At 27.0% G+C, this 19,220-nt stretch carries 17 protein-coding genes and 1 pseudogene; 1 reads left to right on the top strand and 17 read right to left on the bottom strand.

The genetic code is table 11. The features are described 5' to 3' along the window. Nucleotides 1-44: 44 nt before the first annotated feature. Complete coding sequence (locus KYD98_RS06205; RefSeq protein ID WP_258049674.1) at nucleotides 45-335, bottom strand: IS110 family transposase; 291 nt, start codon at nucleotides 333-335, stop codon at nucleotides 45-47. A 533-nt stretch (nucleotides 336-868) separates the two neighbouring features. On the opposite strand from KYD98_RS06205, the pseudogene KYD98_RS18540 reads away from it, so the two are divergent. Continuing rightward, a pseudogene (locus tag KYD98_RS18540) lies at nucleotides 869-2,167 on the top strand (IS110 family RNA-guided transposase). Nucleotides 2,168-2,727: 560 nt separating this feature from the next. On the opposite strand, the gene KYD98_RS06215 reads toward KYD98_RS18540, so the two are convergent. The 16 genes from KYD98_RS06215 to KYD98_RS06290 form a co-directional block, all read right to left on the bottom strand. After that, nucleotides 2,728-3,135 carry a hypothetical protein gene (locus KYD98_RS06215; protein WP_219778742.1) on the bottom strand — a complete coding sequence of 136 codons (408 nt, stop codon included), beginning with the start codon at nucleotides 3,133-3,135 and terminating at the stop codon, nucleotides 2,728-2,730. Then, complete coding sequence (locus tag KYD98_RS18165) at nucleotides 3,125-5,239, bottom strand: late control protein D (RefSeq protein WP_308462442.1); 2,115 nt, start codon at nucleotides 5,237-5,239, stop codon at nucleotides 3,125-3,127. Before KYD98_RS18165 ends, KYD98_RS06215 begins: the two co-directional genes overlap by 11 nt. A 38-nt stretch (nucleotides 5,240-5,277) precedes the next feature. After that, nucleotides 5,278-5,670 carry a DUF4280 domain-containing protein gene (locus tag KYD98_RS06225; RefSeq protein ID WP_219778743.1) on the bottom strand — a complete coding sequence of 131 codons (393 nt, stop codon included), beginning with the start codon at nucleotides 5,668-5,670 and terminating at the stop codon, nucleotides 5,278-5,280. A 15-nt stretch (nucleotides 5,671-5,685) separates the two neighbouring features. Next, nucleotides 5,686-6,210, bottom strand: a complete 525-nt coding sequence (locus tag KYD98_RS06230) for a hypothetical protein (RefSeq protein WP_219778744.1) — start codon at nucleotides 6,208-6,210, stop codon at nucleotides 5,686-5,688. A gap of 18 nt (nucleotides 6,211-6,228) precedes the next feature. After that, nucleotides 6,229-6,825 carry a hypothetical protein gene (locus tag KYD98_RS06235; protein WP_219778745.1) on the bottom strand — a complete coding sequence of 199 codons (597 nt, stop codon included), beginning with the start codon at nucleotides 6,823-6,825 and terminating at the stop codon, nucleotides 6,229-6,231. 2 nt (nucleotides 6,826-6,827) lie between these two features. Beyond that, nucleotides 6,828-8,246: a type VI secretion system Vgr family protein gene (locus KYD98_RS06240; RefSeq protein WP_219779052.1), complete on the bottom strand. Its 1,419-nt coding sequence runs from the start codon at nucleotides 8,244-8,246 to the stop codon at nucleotides 6,828-6,830. A 41-nt stretch (nucleotides 8,247-8,287) separates the two neighbouring features. After that, nucleotides 8,288-8,872 carry a hypothetical protein gene (locus KYD98_RS06245; RefSeq protein ID WP_219778746.1) on the bottom strand — a complete coding sequence of 195 codons (585 nt, stop codon included), beginning with the start codon at nucleotides 8,870-8,872 and terminating at the stop codon, nucleotides 8,288-8,290. A gap of 75 nt (nucleotides 8,873-8,947) precedes the next feature. Further along, complete coding sequence (locus KYD98_RS06250) at nucleotides 8,948-9,952, bottom strand: LysM peptidoglycan-binding domain-containing protein (RefSeq protein WP_219778747.1); 1,005 nt, start codon at nucleotides 9,950-9,952, stop codon at nucleotides 8,948-8,950. A gap of 32 nt (nucleotides 9,953-9,984) precedes the next feature. Continuing rightward, nucleotides 9,985-10,659, bottom strand: a complete 675-nt coding sequence (locus KYD98_RS18410; protein ID WP_219778748.1) for an RING finger protein — start codon at nucleotides 10,657-10,659, stop codon at nucleotides 9,985-9,987. 33 nt (nucleotides 10,660-10,692) lie between these two features. Continuing rightward, the gene (locus KYD98_RS06260) at nucleotides 10,693-11,511 is read right to left on the bottom strand and encodes a S1C family serine protease (RefSeq protein WP_219778749.1); all 819 of its coding nucleotides are present in this window, start codon (nucleotides 11,509-11,511) and stop codon (nucleotides 10,693-10,695) included. A gap of 23 nt (nucleotides 11,512-11,534) precedes the next feature. Beyond that, the gene (locus KYD98_RS06265) at nucleotides 11,535-13,277 is read right to left on the bottom strand and encodes an FHA domain-containing protein (protein ID WP_219778750.1); all 1,743 of its coding nucleotides are present in this window, start codon (nucleotides 13,275-13,277) and stop codon (nucleotides 11,535-11,537) included. Further along, a complete protein-coding gene (locus tag KYD98_RS06270; protein ID WP_219778751.1) occupies nucleotides 13,274-14,452 on the bottom strand; it encodes a HesA/MoeB/ThiF family protein in 1,179 nt (392 codons plus the stop codon). The genes KYD98_RS06265 and KYD98_RS06270 overlap by 4 nt, the downstream gene beginning before the upstream one ends. A 1-nt stretch (nucleotide 14,453) precedes the next feature. Next, on the bottom strand, nucleotides 14,454-14,726 hold the full coding sequence (locus tag KYD98_RS06275) for an EsaB/YukD family protein (protein ID WP_219778752.1): 273 nt from the start codon (nucleotides 14,724-14,726) through the stop codon (nucleotides 14,454-14,456). A gap of 48 nt (nucleotides 14,727-14,774) precedes the next feature. Next, nucleotides 14,775-15,641, bottom strand: coding sequence for a DUF2167 domain-containing protein (locus tag KYD98_RS06280; RefSeq protein WP_219778753.1), 867 nt, complete (start codon nucleotides 15,639-15,641; stop codon nucleotides 14,775-14,777). Nucleotides 15,642-15,722: 81 nt separating this feature from the next. Further along, entirely contained in the window at nucleotides 15,723-16,502 is a 780-nt protein-coding gene (locus KYD98_RS06285; protein WP_219778754.1) for a hypothetical protein, read from the bottom strand. A 71-nt stretch (nucleotides 16,503-16,573) separates the two neighbouring features. Continuing rightward, nucleotides 16,574-19,216, bottom strand: coding sequence for an Hsp70 family protein (locus KYD98_RS06290; protein ID WP_219778755.1), 2,643 nt, complete (start codon nucleotides 19,214-19,216; stop codon nucleotides 16,574-16,576). Between the last annotated feature and the right edge of the window lie 4 nt (nucleotides 19,217-19,220).

The raw sequence follows: 19,220 nt of genomic DNA on the forward strand, positions 1-19,220 counted from the left end.
AGAGCAAATTCCATAATAATTTAAAATTAAATTTATTATGGAATTTATTCAATAATTTTGATAATAACTGTCCGTAATTCAGAGCTTATACCTCTATTTTTCAAATAGTAGGCGATATTCTTCCAGTAATGACCTGTCGGTTCCATACCTACAAGAGTATGAACAGTTCCATATTCTATAGTCAATTCTTTTATGATTTTTAATAGACAATCAAACGATTCTTTGGTATTCTTTATTAGGAATGGTTTCTTTATATATTCTCCATTCACAACAAATTGACCATAGTGGTTATCTTTTGCTATATCTATTCCTAAGATTAGTGTATTAGGTACCATTATAATATTTTTCATTTAAGTTAATCTCCTGTTATAAATATTTTTGTGTTTTGCAATTCACACCTATATTTATAACAGTTTTTTTTATTTCTTACAAAGTTCAAATCTCTTTATTACAGGAATACTTGTATAATCTAGTTGTAACATTTGATAGAAAACTATTTATCTTTCTAACGAACATTACACTTCTTGTTAATTTTAATATTCTTATTTATTACTCTGCTTATGCCCCGTTAGGGAATATACATTTCATACATAAAATAGTTTTTTATTTAAATTTCATCTAAGGAATCTAACCAAATTAAATATAGTTTAGTATAATACTCCTGAATAGAGGATAGATGTAACCTCCTTGGGAAGTTTTTTAGAACTTATACCGGTAAGATAGCGTGTCATTCCATCAGGTAGAATTCTATGTTTAGCTGGTTGGGTTTACATTGGGGAATTACCCGTGTCACAAACAAGGTTATAGACTAACTAATAGATTGGAAGTTCTATTCTATCTCAAATTTTATTTAAAGGAGATGTATACAATGTCTAAATTTTTTAATAGTCCTATAGTAGGAATTGATATTTCAGCAGATTTTTCATATGTGGCAATACTCGCACCGAATGGTGATATTTATAAGAAATCTTTTAAGATAAAGCATGATGTTAATGGCTTCAATCACTTAACTAATGAAATAAAAAAAGTGGAAGAAGAGCTTAACATGAAAACTACAATTTTCATGGAGTCCACTGGTGTGTACCACTTATCTCTTTTCCACTATCTTATAAAAACTTAGATAACACGTTTGTTATCAATCCACCCATTACTAAGTGTAACAAAAATGAAAACATAAAAAAGTGAAAAATGATAAAAAATATACTTTATCTATTGCAACAATAGGAAAATTTCAAAATATTAAGCTTTCTCAAGGCATTAGCTTAGATATTTTCCTATTGAAAAATCTTATAAGAGAATATTATAAGCTTACAGATACATGCTCTGTTTTTAAGAAAAAATTATCTTCTGATTTAAGAGTTATTTTTCCAAGTTACAATACTGTTTTCTCAAACATAATAACCAATAATTCAATTGGCATTTTGAAGCGTTATCCAACGCCACAATCAGTCTTAGAAGCACCTAACAAGATATTCTTAATATCCTTATTAACAAATCTAAGAAAGGTATTGTATAGTCTGAAAAAATATATTCAAAGTTAATTAATGCTGCTAAAGAATCTACTGTTATTGGCTTGCCGTTACACGGTTTAGCGGTAAAAATATCAACTTCATTGACATTAATAGAAACTATTGAATCAGAAATAAGTAACTTATTAAATGAAATTAAGACTCTTATAGAATCTAATAATTTTCCAAAATCAGTTAAGGATAATATTGAATTCATAAATTTTATTTCAGGTATAGGACAATTAACAGCTATCACACTAATGACTGAAATAGGTGATATTAATCGCTTTCTTAATCCTAAACACCTTGTTGACTTTTTGGTATTTATAGCTCAGTTAATGAGTCTGGTAAATTTAAAGGTAATCAAAATAAATTTTCAAAACGTGGAACACGAATCGGTCGAAGAGCATTCTATGCTGTTGCACTTGAGTCTATAAGAACAAATCGTAATGGAATTCCTATAAATAAAGTTTTATTAGAATGTTATCAAATAAAACCTTAAAGGTAAAAAGGCTAAAGTAGCCTTGGTAGCTATAATGCACAAAATTATAAACTATATATTTGCTGTTCTCCGAAATCAAATTCCGTTTGAATTAAGAGATCCTAAAATACATAAACAAATGTTTTTAGAAAATAGCCCTTTAAACAAAGCCGCTTAATTATATTCCAATATTTGCAATCATTCGTATTTTAAGATGGTTTATTTCTTATACCTTTTTTGGGGTTCATACTACTAAATATAATCGAAAAACAGGTAAGATTAATTAATTTTTCTTACCTGCTATCTTGACTTATATATTATTTTTAAGATAATATTCCCTGTATTTGAGTCATAGTACTTATTAAAGAAAAAATCTCACTCTATTTCTTTTTCAGTCTATAATACTTCTATCCGTTGATGGCGGCAATCTAATATTCCAAAACTCCCTCTATTATTACATGTAATAATATCTCACATTCCAATTGCATTTTGAGGGCTTCCACCAGCTATTTGATTAGGATCATGTAATGCAACTTGACTCTTAACTGTCTTTCAAATTCATTTTTCAACTCCGAATTATTATTAAGTTTGGGCTTAATATTAAATTTAGGAACTTCTATAACTGTATTCATTCGTTTATATACATTTTTTACATCTGCCCTTAAAAAAATATGTGGAGTAGCCTCTACATGTACTATTAAAAATGTACTCCTACAATACATGCATTCATGTTACATTTTATCTATTCTTACATTTTTTAGTATTGATAAGTATAACTATAATGAATATTATGCATAATACTCCTACTAATCCAATACTTAAAATATATAAATCTATCAAATACTTATTATTTTCTTGAGAAACACTTTTAAGTATGCCAACTATTAATGCAAATAAATTAATAGGTCCTATGCATATATATGATATCAAACCAACTATGGACATTTTATTATAATCAAATGAATGTACAAACTTATCTCTTGATATAGATTTTGCAATAAGAATATCTGCAAATAAATTGTTTTTTATAGTTATATATTTTTTCCATTTACTGTTTGGGAAATAAGCTGAGCATGTCCTACATTCATCATTAAACAATAAGAAAAAGAATATAGTTACAACTATATTTACTATTTTAATTTGCATTTGGAACTTCTTCCTTTCTTTGTGTTATCTCATTATACTTTTCTTTTACAAATTTACTTCCCATGCTAATGACTGTATCAATTCCAGATATTTTTGCTCCCCATATTACACCACCTTTTACAGCTTTTACTCCATCAGTAACATATAATCTATTCCAAAAATGCAATGTTGGCTTATATCCATCTCCGCCTAATTTACCAGTCAACATACCTATCCCAATTCCTTTGGCAATATCTTTCGCATCACCACCATTTAATGCTGCTTGCGTTCCTCCAATTGCTCCATTTATAGCTATTTGACCTTCTACTCCTATAGGAGTAGCAGCAAAAGCACCACTTAACGCCCCACCACAAGCAGCTATTACCGTTTGATATGGATCAACTTTGGAAATATCTCCTCCATTTGTTGCTAACTGACACCCAACATCTACACTTGCTGATACAACTGCACCTAAAACTGCACATGCAACTACTGCTCCTCCTACAGGAGATGCTACTGCAACAGCTGCAACTACTGCTACTGTTGCAACTACTGCTAAAGCTCCTACAGCTAGTTTTTTCCAATTAAATCCTTTCTTTTCTTCCTTTGGTGGTTCTGGCTCAGGTATTTTTCCTGCTTGTGGCTCATCCTCAAAATCTGGATAAGGTTCGCTAGAGCTTCCATTCTTAATTACATTATCAGAAAAGAAATTCAAATCTGTTTCTAAAGAAAATCCACTTTGTGTATTAGTTTTTAATGCATTTATTTGGCTTACACCATTTATCTTAACATTTTTTGGTGTTTTCATTATTATTTCAGAATCTGCACTTAATGTCAATTTCTTTGGACTTGTTATTTTTATTCCTACATTATCATCAATACTTATACTTATTGGTGATGCACTTCCACCCTTAATATTTAGTGCTGATGGTGTCATTTCTAACTCACTACCATGCTCTGTTCCAAAGTATCTTTTTGTTGTATCACTTGTTTTAGCACAGCTACTTCCATTACTTCTTACACACCCTGAAACTAGTGGTTCATTTCCACTTTCATCTGGAAAATATAATCTTGCACTTGTTCCTACTACTGGCATTGAGTACATGGCATTCCCTGTTGGTGGAGCATACTTAAACCATGAACCTTCCCCTTTATCTTGTTTTTTATCTATATTAAGATGAAGTTTTACTTCTTCTCCTTGAACATCTAATATTTTTCCTTCAAGTGATCCTCCACATAAAAGTGAATTATATATTTTTGTTTGCCATACTCCATTTTTTCTTCTTAATTTATATTTATAAATTATTTCATCTTGGTATTTAAAAGCCTCATAATCACTAACATATACATCCTTTTGCTTGAAATAAATATTGTCTCCTATATTATATCTTTCTCTACTCTTTATCTCATAGTAGAAATAGTCTGTATCATGAAAACCTAAATCATATCCACCTGATTTATAAAATGTTTTTAAATCTTTGGTGGCTTTATATGCTATATTATCTTGTAGTTCATAATTTTCTCCATTATTTATTCCAAAATATAATAGATTATTTGAATCTATTATATCACAATATATTTCTGACTTTAACTCACTTGCTATTCTTCTTAAAAAGTCCCAATCTGTTTCTTTATATTGAAATATTGGCTTTTCTATTGCTTGTCCTTCTTCTATACATTGAACAAAACCAAACCCAGAATAATCTTTTAATATTGTTCCTATAAGTTCATCATATGTCATGTTAACATTTTGAAATGATCTGCTTTTTTCTTTTATATCAATCTCTGAACTTCTTGATATTCCTTCTATTTCTATATAGTATAAACCATCTTTATTTGTTGTCTTTATATTTTCTACTAATCCATTAAAAACTACTACACTTTTACTTATATCTACATTATTAATATCTACTTCTAAATTATTATTTTCATCTTCTTTTTCTTCATAAACTATTATTTCATCTTTAGTTGAAGCTTCTATAGAATATTTAAAATTAATACTATCATCTAATAAGCATTTTAAATATAATTTTCCATGTTCATTAGGTAAATGTGTAACTTTAATATCTTCTACATGCAATAATTTATAAGGAGATTTAATCCTTAATGCATGAACTGCTCCCATCCTCTATATTCCCCCTATTTTTTAATACTTTAGTTACTCTATTCTTCTTGTCCTGTAGTTACAAAGGTTATTTTTCCACCATATTTACATACCAAAAATGAATCTGTTGTTAATGCTTCTTCTCCTCTGACTAATGTATCTTCCTTAGTTTGCATCCAATCCTTTAATATTTTAACCTGACACTTCTTTCCCACAGCATTGTTACCATTCATGTCTATTACCGCAACATCTCCATCACCTGCTGGACAATCTCCTTTGCATACTCCAAAATATTTTATATTTTTTTCTACAATATTATCTTTCTTATTCATCATAGGTTTTTCACTTGCGTAAGATCCATGACTATTAGGAAGATTTATATGCCTTTGATTAGAGCCCTTATCGCATACCATTTTAGCACCTCTTACAATGTAATATTTTTCATCTGCCACTTTTTAATCCCTCCTTTATTCAACTTCTAATTTTTCTAATGATATTCCTCTTGGCTTTCTTCTTAGTAAACTTTCAGCAACATCTAATCTAACTACTATTAGAGTTTTTTCACTTTCTTTTATTCTAAATATCTTTTTTCCTTCAATATTTTTCTTATTAAGAACTATCTTTTTGACTATTGTTTTATTTAAATTAAATTCTGATTTTTCACTTAATGCTTCTATATCTTCAAATATAGGAAGATAATAATTTTCTTGTCTATCCCGTTTAGAATCTATTAGTGGTAAAATCTTTAAAATAATATCAGTGTCATATTTAGAAATAATCTTCATTATTTTTTCAGATATTAAAAATAATTGCTTATCTAACACATCTAAATATTCACATCTTTCCTCTGCTGTAACTTGAAATATAATTACATCATCAATTTTATCAGCATTTAATCTATTTATATTTCTTATATTTATTTTATAAAATATATCCTTAAGTCTCGGAGTATTAGTATATCTTTCATCCTGCTTTAATAAAAAATAATCCATAATATCCTCCCATCTAAATTAATTATTCTCATATATTATTTCTGCACTATCCATTAACTCTCCAGCAAGAATTTTTATATTGCTACTTTTTTTCATAATTTTATAAGAATCAAATTCTATAAATTTACTTACTAATTGTTTTAAAAATTCAACTGCTAAAATATGATATTTATCTGCTTCATCTAAAATAATATATTCTACATCCATATCTGTTATAGTTCTTCCATATTCCATTTTTCTATTCTTTAAATTTGATTCAAGTTCAAAAAGAGAATTATATAAAAAATCTAATTCTATATTTATTGAACATTCTTGTTTATCTAAAAACCAATTTTCATCATATAAATCAATTCTAACTTCCCCTTTTTTTTTAATAATACTTGACCTTAGAAAAGAGAAATAAATATACGCAACCTGCCCTTTTAAGTTATCCTTTTGCATAGATATGCACTTTTCACATACTAAATTAAATTTTTCAATTAATTTAGTATCAATATCATCTTTATTATTTCTATAAAATTCATCAATTCTAATGAAATCCTTAACCCAATTATTATCAACATATTTCACTTTAAATTCTTCTAATATTTTATCTTTATCTGGATACTTAATCATAATTACTCAATTTTAACCTTTCCCCCACTCATTGTTACATCATCTTTTATACTTAAATTAGCTGAATTTTGAGTTAAATCAACACCTGAATCTCCACTTATAGATACTTTAGCTTTTCCATTTATTTCAATATCATCTTGTGCATCTAATATTATCTTTTTATTACTAATTATTTCTATTCCTCCATCATCACTCATCTTGACCATCATTCCATTTCCACCCATTATGTTAACTGCACCTGGTTCCATAACAAGTTGTTTACCATACTTTGTGCTAATACTCTTTACTGATGGATCGCCTCTTTTTTCTGTATCTCTACTCTTTAAATTAACTGAACTTGTAACATAAGCATTTTTTTCTATATTATCTGGGAAATAAAGCCTTATAGCATCTCCTTTTTCTGGCATACAATACCATCCAGTGCCATCTTCTGATGAAAATACTGTTGAATATGAAAACCATCTTTCAGTTCCAGAATTTTTACATCCATCTATTTCTAAATTAACTTTTACAACATCATTTTTCGTATCTAATATTGTTCCACTAAGAGAAATCCCTACGATTTTATTGTTATAAATTCTTCCAATCTTCATTCCCTTTTCATCTCTTAACTTATATTTATTAGAAATAATACTATTATGCATTTCAATTTCTACTTCGTATACATATAGATTTCTTCCTTTAAATGTAATAGATTCACATAAATTCAAAATTTTATTTGTTACAACTTCATAAGTTATTAAATTCATATCATCTAAATCATCTATCCCTTTTGCTTCTTTAACCTTGTATTCTCTAAGTTCCTTTTTAATTGAATAATTAAATTCATCTAAAGAATATGTTGTAACCCTTTCACATCTACCTATTGAATACTTTATGTCTCCTAATTGGCATTCAGGTACTATCCATACATTAAAATATGAGGCTAATCTCTTAATAAATTCCCAATCAGTTTCTTTATATTGAACAATAAAAGTATCAATTTTGGATGTAGTTGTAATATCATCTAATATTTGAACATTATCATAATCTAAATTAACAGTATTTATAACATCTCTATAAGTACTATTTCCATTCTGAAATGTTCTGTTTTTTTCTTTAATATCCATTAAAAAAGTTTGACTTAAAGCTTCAATTTCTAATATTCTAATATCATTAAGCATGTTAATACTTATATTGGTAATAAGACCTTGAAATAAATCTTTAATATTATTTTTATCATCTTTTATAGATATTTTTATAAAGCTCTCATCATTAGCACTTTCAACATACTTATCACCTTGATTTGCATCAATAATCCCCTTAATATAAAGTTTGGCATGCTCATTAATTCTACGTTCTATTTTTAAATCATTTATTTTTATAAATTCATAATTTGATACTATAATATCTCCATAAGTATAAACATAATCCATCTTCATCATCTCCAATACTTTTTTTACTTTACATATTAATAGTAAAATTATTTCTTTTTAATTACAGTTATCTTTTTTAAAACTTCAAAAATAATATCTCTCCATTCTTTATATTCTCTGTAACGGCAACAAAAAGTTCCCATTAATGTTTTTTCCTCAAATTCAAGAAAAAACATTATGTTATATAAAGAATCATCTATCGCATAACTTTTAAAATCAAAGAATCCAATGTTTTTAGAATCAACTTCTAAAACCCCATCTTCATAAAATACATTAGCAGGATTTGTTTTTCTTATAACCATTTTCATTCCATTTTTTAATTCTTCAACATGTTCTTCATCTAATGGACTATCTATAAAATTTAATGTTATTGCAATACTTCCATCTTCATTGCATTTAATTATTTCTGGTCTACTTTCTGATGGATATTTAAGCTTTCTTGCTTCCATAGGCATATCTTCAAATGTATTTGGTATGTACATTTTTAAAGCTCCATCAAAAAATTCTGTTTCTTCAAACTCATAAAATTTGTTGTTTATCTTAACTAACCCATTTGTAATATCTTTCCTCAGTTCTTTTTCTTCTGCTGCATTGATAAAATCTAATATTTTTTCATCTACTCTTTGATCCATATTTTTCATCCTCCCATAACTTTATATAACTTTCATGAAAATTAATTATCTCCATGATTACTTAAAAACTTTTTCTTAATCTAATGGTAAATACAATGTTTGTCCAAAATAAATTTCATCTTCATTTTCTATATCATTTATTTTTAATATTGTAGATTTATTTTTAGCGTATTCAATATTATTTTTTTTACAAATTTCATTTAGTGTATCGCCTTCTTTTATTGTATACACTTTTAGTTTTAGAGTATCATTTGTAATTTCTACATTATCTTGTCTAGTTGTTTTTGATAGATTGTCCTCTTGTTGTAATTTTTGTATTAACTCATTACTTTGCTTTAGCTTTTGTACCAATTCATCTTTTTCTGAAGTTATTTGTGTATTAATAGAACTTATCTCATTAAATTTTTGAATACCAAAATATACTGTTAATATTAATAAAATAGTTGTTAAGAAAATCCTTGTTATAAAACATAAACTGACTTTTTTTCTTTTCTCATATGATTTTACTTGCTTTATATCAATTTTATTTTCAACATCATCAAATATATAAAACCCATTAGTTTTCTCCACTTTATCGTTTTTCCATTGGAAAAAACCCCTTGTTCCTGCTATAGGATCAACAACATAAGCTATTTGCCATGATAAGTTGAAAAAATTTTTTTGAATAAATATATCATAATCTGATAAAAATATTCCATAATTAGGATGCGTATGTTGCCACCCTAATATTTTTTTCTCAGGATATAATCTTTCGTGTTCCTTATGAATATAATTCCAAGTTTCATGGGTAAAAGTTAAAGTAGATGCGGATGCATCAGTATATCTTGCTTCAATGAAACCTGAAATTATAACATTCTTTTTATTATTAATTTCAGCATAATCTCCTATAAGAATTCCACCACGTTCATGAGATGTATCTTCTTTTGAAAATTTTTCTATTTCCTTATATACATTTTGCTTGATATAAATCTTAATATCATTAACATCTATTTCTCCCACAACAACAAAATTAACAGGAAGGTTAATAATTTCATTACACTCATTAATTTTTTCATCTTCTAAAATTTCAATTTCTTTCATAATTTACCTCATCAATAGATTTATGTTGTAGCTTAAATAATTTTAAAAAATATCATAATAGCAATAATAGCCCATACGGCTCTTTTACTGGTTCCTCCTTTTTCTTCTAGATAATTTGGTTTAATATATTCATGCATGTTTTTTGCTATTTTAATATGTTTTTCTGCATGACGATTATATAAATAATTACCAAAAGCCCCTGAAAGCACAAAAGGCATAAAGAATATCAGTAATATTAATATACTATTTTCACTTAAAATTAAATCGGACAATAACGTTCCTAAAAATATTAAATTTAAAAAATGTAATACATAATATAAAAATTGAATCTTATACATTTTTCTATATGCATACCAGTGTCCTCCGAAAAATGCACTTGCCCAATTCCAACTCACTTTACTATTAGTAACATTAAACTTTTTAAATCTTTCTAAAAAATAAGTTTGATTTTTTCCAATAAAGGCTCTCATATCTTCATCAATGCTTGTTTCATTATATGGATTATAATTATTACTAAATATTTCATGTATATATTCAGACTCTTCAGTTCCCATAATAGTTCCTGTACATCCAAATGTAGTGCATGCTTTATTTTCAACCCAACACTCTTTATGATGTGGCATCTCACAAACACTACATACTACAATATCTTCATCTTCTTTAAATTTCGATTTGCAATAAGGACAAATTTTTCCTATAAAGTCCACTATTCATTTCCTCCTTTTTATACACATAAACGGTTACTCAATTTCTATTTCAAAATCATATTCATCTTTTCGCTTTTTCCTAATTAACAATTTTAATATAATCAGTATTGATACAAGAAGTGATACTGATAAAATGATAATTGCAATTTTTAATTTTTCATTTTGTGCTACAATTTTTTTATATCTGGTTTCTATATCACTTTGTATTAAATCATTATCTTGATCATCCTCATCAGTATTAATATTTTCTTGTGTAACATTATTAATAAAATCGTTTATCTTAGATGTTCCTATTGCAAATCCTATTCCTTCTGCATCTAATATTTTCATAGTATTTATTCCTATTACTTCACCATTTTCATCAACAAGTGGCCCTCCACTATTTCCTGAGTTTATTGATGCATCTATTTGAATATATTCATGATTTTTAATTTTTCTGTTCTTTGCTGAAACTATACCTTTTGTCATTGTGTATGGTATATCCTCTGGTGCTCCAATGGCATAAACTTCTTTTCCTATAGATAAGTTATCTTCTGAGACAAGTTTAAGAGGCGTTAAGTTTTCATTTATTTCAATAAGTGCCAAATCAATTTTCTTATCAATTTTAGTTACCTTTCCAACATAACTTTTTCCGTTATATAATTTAACAGTAACAGAACTGAAGGTATCAACTACATGTGCATTAGTAATAATAGTATTATTATTAATTGCAAATCCACTTCCAAGACCTTTATCTGTATAAACAATAGTAACTGAATTAAAAAGATTTTCAGGAACAAAATTCATAGCAAAAACATGCTTAGGAATCAATAATACACATATTAGAAGTGCAATTGTAAATTTAAATTTCATACAAATTCCCCTTTTTACTTACCTTATTTTGTATTAAATATAAGAACAGAATTTCCAAGTGAAATTGCATCTCCTTTTTTTAAAGTATGTTTTGTTATTCTCACTCCATTTACAAAAGTCCCTGATGGTGAACCTTTATCTATAAGCACATATCTATTTCCTTCTTGAACAATATCACAATGCTTAGGAGCAACTAATTTATCTTTAAATAGTACAATTGTATTTTTACCGCTATTTCCAATGCTTGTTATTCCTTCAAATACAAGATATTCCTTTCCTTCAAACTCACCACGTATCACTTTTAGCCATGCAGTTTTAGCAAATTGTTCTAATAATCCTATACCTAATCCGACTAAAACTCCCATAATTATGATTCCAATTGCTCTTGCTACTGTTCCTGTATCTGTTATGTCTAAACTAATAGACTGTGCTATAAAGTTGAATAGAAATCCTCCAATAAAGCCCCCTATAATACCACCTAATACACAATTAATTATTCTCATTTTTTCAGGTTTAATTAAACCAATAGCTATACCTACTCCTGCTCCCATAACTGTCCAACCAATAGCTCTTACAAATCCTAAATAAACTTGTGATGTATATTCAGTTGTATCATTTAATAAAGAGGAATATGCTGATTGCGCTAAGAATCCCCCACAAAATCCAATAAAAAGTGCTATAATAAGTCCTATAAATCCATACTTAATAGCTCTTTTCTTTGAACCATAATATATACCTTCACCAATTCCCATTGCAGCACCAATAGTACCACCAATAATCGCAGAAAATAATGAAGATTCTAATAGAATTGCACTTCTCCTTATTATATAAAACTGTGACTCACTAATTTTACCTAAATTAACATCATTAATAAGACTTTCAAGTGTATATCCCTTTAAAGCCAGTATTGTATTATCATGAATTGGAATAACCTCTTGCAATATCCATGCAATGAATCCTCCAATTAAACCATATAAAATTCCTTTAAAAAATATAGTTTTGAAATTAATTTTTCCACCTTTAGGAACAGTAACTTGACTATTTTGCATTCTTGATGCAGTTGGTACAAAATCAATTCCTTCAAGTTCTTCAACCGTAATATCAAAATCATTTTCGTCTGTTTCTTCTATTACTACTGTAGCTATTTCAGAAGTATCCTGGTTCATTTCATTTTCATCTTCTTGCAACACTTCAATATCTTGCAACGTCTCAATAGTATTAATATTTTCACATTCTTCAATTATTTCATCATCATCATTGAATATATCTATATCAAAATTTGAAGTAAAACTTTCTGTATCTTCCTCACCTGTCCATAAATTTATATTTCCAACCGGAAACAAATGTTTATTTTCAATTGCCCATTTTGCAGCATCTGCACAAAGAGGACTAAATGAATTCCATGATTTATATTGAATCATATCTCCAATATTTACAATTATGTCGCATAAAGATTCACCTGCCCCCCATATATCTCCAATGCAAATTTGACTATCCTTAAAATTAGGATGCCATATTGGAGTTTCAATTGTACAAATAGGTTTGTATCTTGGATATTCTGAATGTAACGTAATTGTTATAATATGTTTGTTTAAAGTTTCAATTTTATCGTCTTTATCCAAATAAATACCATTAATATAATAAGTTACTTTGTATTTTTCAGCTGGTTCAACTCCAATTGGTTCAACGATTATATTTTTATGACCATCGAAGTTCTTTTTTATCTCTTCATAATCTGCTGTAATTCTCCTAAGTCTTGCATTCATTCAAATAAACCTCCTAAGACTTCATTTTTATCATTTGATAGTTCATAATGAATATACTTTAGACCATTTCTTGAACTAATAATATGAAAAAGTGGAATTCCTATATCAAATAATTTTTTATCAAGAAAATTTTCATGTCCATAAATAGAGTGAAATGTCTCAAATCTCATTGTCTTTCCACACTTTTCACATATAATATCTTTATTGCTTAGCTTATTTACTACATTAAAAATATCTTTTGAATGACCACAATTACAAGTTGCTATAGTCACAATTTCTCTATCAAATTCTAAAATCGCACTATCTCCTAAGTCTTTTTTTGCTTGATTTAATGCGTCTTTAATAGAAATATTTCGTGCAGACCATGGCATTTCCTTAATATTTTCGTATGTATCATGACTCATGCAGTCATCTTTTCTTTGATATTCAACTACAAAAGAATCATGTGTTAAACCATTAAATACATAACCTTTTCCAGCAAGAGTTGGAAAATTTCTATCTTTATGTAATAACTTAAGCATTTCTTGAACTTGAATTCCAGCAATAATAGAAGATGATGTTGGCGTAGTAGGCGTTTTGCCTTCAAGTATTTGCTCATGAGTAAGTAATGCACATGATTTTCTTTTATTAATTAAATTCCAATCATTTTCCGTCATTGTACATTCATAACATGGACCTGGTGGCACAAAAACTCTTGCAAATCCATTTAACACTTCAATAGCTCCATCAATCCAGGGCTTGTTTACTCTATAGCAAGATTGATTAATAAACAGACGAGCTTCTCGATTATCAAGTCCACCTAAAACAATATCCATTTTTCTGAAAACTCCAAGACCTATGTCAGTAACAACATTTGCTTTTAGTGAACTTGCTCTAACATCTGGATTTATTTCTCTTGCTTTTTCAGCAGCTGCTTCTGCTTTATATTTACCTACATCACTCATTCTATATAAAATTGAACGAGTTAAATTTGTTTGTTCAATTTTATCCATATCAATGATTAAAATTTTTCCAATACCTAATAATGCTAAATTTTTAATAAGTTCATTACCAATAGCACCTGCACCAACAACCATAATAGTTGAATTATGTAAAAGTTCTTGATTCCACCAAGGTATAAGTTCAAATCTTGAATATCTATTTTCATTAATATCTAAATTTAAAGTTTCCTCCATATTATGCACCTGCTGTTATTTCTGGTTGAAGTCTTAAAACATCACCATCTTTTATTTGTGCATCATAAAGTGTTTGAGTTTCTAAAAGCTGTCTTCCTGATACTTTATGAATAAATTTATAACTAATTAAATTTCCATCTGGTCCTATTGATGGAAGTTTAATTTTTTCTATAAGTTTAACCATTATAATACCTATTTTAATATCAGCTGGAAGACCAACCTTTCTCTCTTTATTTCCTGTTGTATCAACAATAATTACATTAATCTTTGACATTTCTTATTTTCTCCTCTCAAATTGTTTATTTATTATTTTTAGTTTTTGTTATAAGTTAAACTCATCATCTTTTTTCTTAAATATATTTTTTATTTTTCTAAAAACACCACTTATACCAACTACAATTAAAATCCATATCTTTTTAAATACAATAAATATTTTTGCAAATATCCCTGCCTTTGATGCTGCTGAACCTCCTGCTATTAATGCTGCTAATCCACCTATTTTAGATACTTTATCCCCTTTTATGTAATCAGTGTATCTTTTTCCTTCCTTATAAGAATAATTACTAATTATAGAGTCTAAATTAGGCTTAACACTTTCTATCTCATTTTTATTTGCAACTAGTGTAACTTCTGTTACTCCATCACGACCTAATATTCTTACGTTATAATTAACTATTTTTTCGCCTTCACTACTACATAATACTGACCAAGTTAAATTGTGAGTATTTGGATCATAATGCGGTTTTTCATCCCAGCCTATTATATCCAAAGTATTATTTCCATCTTTTCTTCTTTGCTTGTTATCTTCTTCTGTCGCTTCTTTTATTTGTGATAATAATTTATCTGAATCTATCTTATTAGAATCTTCATCTTTAACATATCCCATATTATTAAACTCAAATAAAACAAACCATTCTTCATTAGTATCTTTTGAAAATACTATACCTTGCTCCATACCGCTAACACTATTACCAATTGTTTTCATTATACTTTTTGCATCTTTTCCATCTGCAAAAATATATTCACTAGATAAATCAAGCTTTGCTAAATTATTACCAACATCTACAGTCTTTGGACCCTCAATCCAATTTATTTTTGATGTTTCTATTGAATCATCCGCTTGTACAACACCTGTATTCATTACAAATATTATTAAAATAACTAATATTTTAAATATTTTTTTAATCATATGTATCCTCCATCTTATATTACATAACTGTATAATCTAATATCTTTTAATCAAATCTTTGCCCTATATTTCTAATCATATTTAATCTATCAATATCTTTTTAAATCTTCCTCTCTTATGATTATTATTCATTCCTAAATCTTCTGTTTGTTTTTTTAATATCTCTAAAAGATATAAATATAATTCTTCATTTGAATAATTCCTTTCTTGAATATTTAGCTTATATAATAAATAATTTATTATTATATCTTTTTCAATTGAATCTTTATTTTGAATACACATAGTAGCAAAAGTTATGTCCCATGCTTCATTAATATTGCACTTTATTAATTCTCTACCAAACATATCTAAAATTATTGGTGATAATCCTGTTGTTCTTTTAGTTGAGTAAGGAACATTAATTATATTCACAGTATCATACTCAGTTGATAAATCTTCAAAACCAGTATAATTTATTCTTAAATGTGCCCCTTCTCTAAGCTGAAATCTGCAAAGTTCCATCTCATTTTCATTTAACTTAGCTTCATCATCTAAATGAATTTCTGTGCAATTTTCTATAAAATCCTTCTCTACCATTTCTGGTAAAAATTTTACTTTTACTACAGTAAGTTTATTGTTACATGCATATTTTATTTTTGTATCTTCTTTTAATATATAAATAATTCCATCATGCTTAATTATTCCTTTTCCTATTAATAAAAAATCATCTAATACATCTATTGAGCATCCAAAAACTATTCCATCACAATACTCTTTAAGCATTATGTCAATAAATATTCTTGGATAATCCCTAAGCTCATTAAGCATATCTATTTTTAAAAGTCTACCACTCTCAAATAGTGGATACCTATTTTCAAACACCAAATCACCTTCTTTCAGTAACCGAACAAATGTATTCCTTTCATTTCGGCTTTCACCACTTAACTTTAAAACTAGTTCATCCCATCAAAGAAATTTTTCTCCCATTTATCATTTTCAAAATAAAAGAACTTTTCTTTACTTATATATAATTCATGTTCTTTTCTTAATATAGCTAGTACATAAAATCCCCAAAGTTCTTCTTCTGCCCAAACAAAAAACTTTATTTCATCATTTTCAATATTATCTGTTTCATGTTGACTTATATTAGGATAGTTTTCCATAATGCTAACAGCATCCGTATTTTCTAATTCCTCATTACTAAATTTATAATCATACTCATATTTCACATTATTACCACTATCTTTTAAATAAAGCTTTAATATAACTCGATCCATAAATCTTGAAACAAAACCTCTTTTGATTTCTTTATTTTTAATTAATGTAATTTCGTCTCCTTTATGTGTAAATGCTGTAAGCGTATATGGAAGTGTTGGGATATTATTTTGAATTTGTATATCAGCATATCCAAAATTTTTAGAATATAGATACTTTAAGGCTCCTTTAATGCAAGCTAGCTTTAAATCATAATCTTCACTTGTATCTTTTTTGCTTTTGTTTATTTCAATTATTCTTCCTGGTATAAATTCTTTTAATGCATCCTTAAATATATCTACTTTACATGATTGACCTGTAAGTTTAATTAATGAATACTCATAAAGTTCATCATTTTTATATAAAGTCTCTAAAAATTTCTTTATTATGTTATATACATCACCTTTTATTAATGTACTTATTTCATAAGTCGTAAGAGTTAATATTGGTGCCTCTTTTATAATTTGTAATTTTTCATCTTTTATATATGATAGTTTCCATTTATCATATATAATTTGTGCATTATCGATTAGTTCTAAATTTTCTTTTACTTCATTTGGACTTAGTGTTATCTTTATAAGCTCTGGATTACTAAAGAATATTTTTTTAATCTCTTCTGCTAAATTGAATAGAAAATAATAATTATTTCTTACCTTACAATAGTCCTCTTTATTTCTAGTTTCATATAATTTAAACTTTGTTGGAATTATTTCTTCAGCTTTTTCATATTCACTGTTTAAATCTTCATATAATTGAGAAATTCCATACTTATCTATATTCCTAAATATATCTATCCTAAATTCATCTACTATTGCTTTTTTTATTTCTAAATAATTATCTCTGACCAATGCATTTGCCATTAATATTTTTATAAATTGTAAAATTCTAAATGTAAGATTATTTCCCCCAAAATCTGTATCTCCATTTTCATAAGATGTTTCTATATCTATCTTGTACGAAACTCTATTATCTCTTATGCTAAAGCTGCATCCTGAAAGATCTGTAGTTCCCCCTCCACAATCTATAATTAATGCTTTGTATTCATCTCCACTTGAATACTTATCTCTATAGATAAAGTCACTTATTGTGTTATAAAGAACAGCAACACTTTCTTCTAACATATTTTTGCTATCAACATTATAGCTACTTAATACTTCTTCAAATAATTTATGAAACTTATACTTTTGTTTTGATGGACATGAAATATAAATATTTTTAAATTTACATTTAAATCTTTGATTTGCTAATGATATGACATATTCTAAATATGCTTTTATGATATCTTTCCTTTTTATTAATGTTGTTTTTCCATGAATATCTATTACTTTTTCGCTTTTTTCAAAGTTACTTATCCATCTTTTTATATCGTAAAAAACTGTTAAACTATCATCAACATATCTCTTCTTTGATGCAAATAAAGCATCATATCCAAATATATATTTAATAGTATCTTCGTTTTCATTTATGTATTTAACTCCTACTACACTTGGAATTAGTGGTGTTATTTTATAATCTTTTTTTGTTGTATCTAAAAGTTTTACTAATTTTACTTTATCATCTTCATAATATTCTAAATTTCTAATTAAATTATCATTTAATCCTTGAAATACTTCCTTATCAATATAAATTCCAGCTGTAGTATTTGAAGTTCCAAAATCTATAGCAAGTGGCATTGTTGTTTCTTCTAATTCTTTTATTTCAAGTTGCAAAATAGGTACAGATGAATACTCTAAATCATAATTTTTAAAATCTACCTTATTTTCATATATATCATAAAGAAGTTCTGATTCTTTTTGAGGTAAAAACATTAGGTTATAAAATTTACTTTCATTTTCTTGAATAAAAACATCTTTTCCCTTTACTAAAAAATATTTATATTCATTATGTTTTTTAACCTTTTTAATATTAAGTACAGTAGAAACATTAAAACTATTATCAATTAAAAGAACATTTCCTTCTTCAAGTTCTTTATTACCCTTTAACTCATATTCATCGTATATTTCAAGTGATAAATCTTTATAAATTACTATTTTTCCAGAATAGTCTATAATATTACTTTGTATTTCTCTTTTACTACTTCTCTTTATAAACCTCTCTATTCTTTCTATTCCACCTTCTACATAATTATTTATTAATCGACTATCTTTTTCCCCCCTATACTTCATAATAAGTTTTATAAGTTCTTCTTTATCTAAAGGATTTATTATACTTTTTATTAACTTTTCTTTATTACATATCTCTCTTAATTGAAAAGTTGTCATGAGAATTAAATCTTTTTCTTTATATCTTTTTGAAATACTTTCTTCCTGTTTTTTATGCAACTTGTAAGTATATAACCCCATTTTT

This window comes from Clostridium weizhouense (assembly GCF_019431045.1).
In the GTDB taxonomy this organism is placed as follows: domain Bacteria; phylum Bacillota; class Clostridia; order Clostridiales; family Clostridiaceae; genus Clostridium; species Clostridium weizhouense.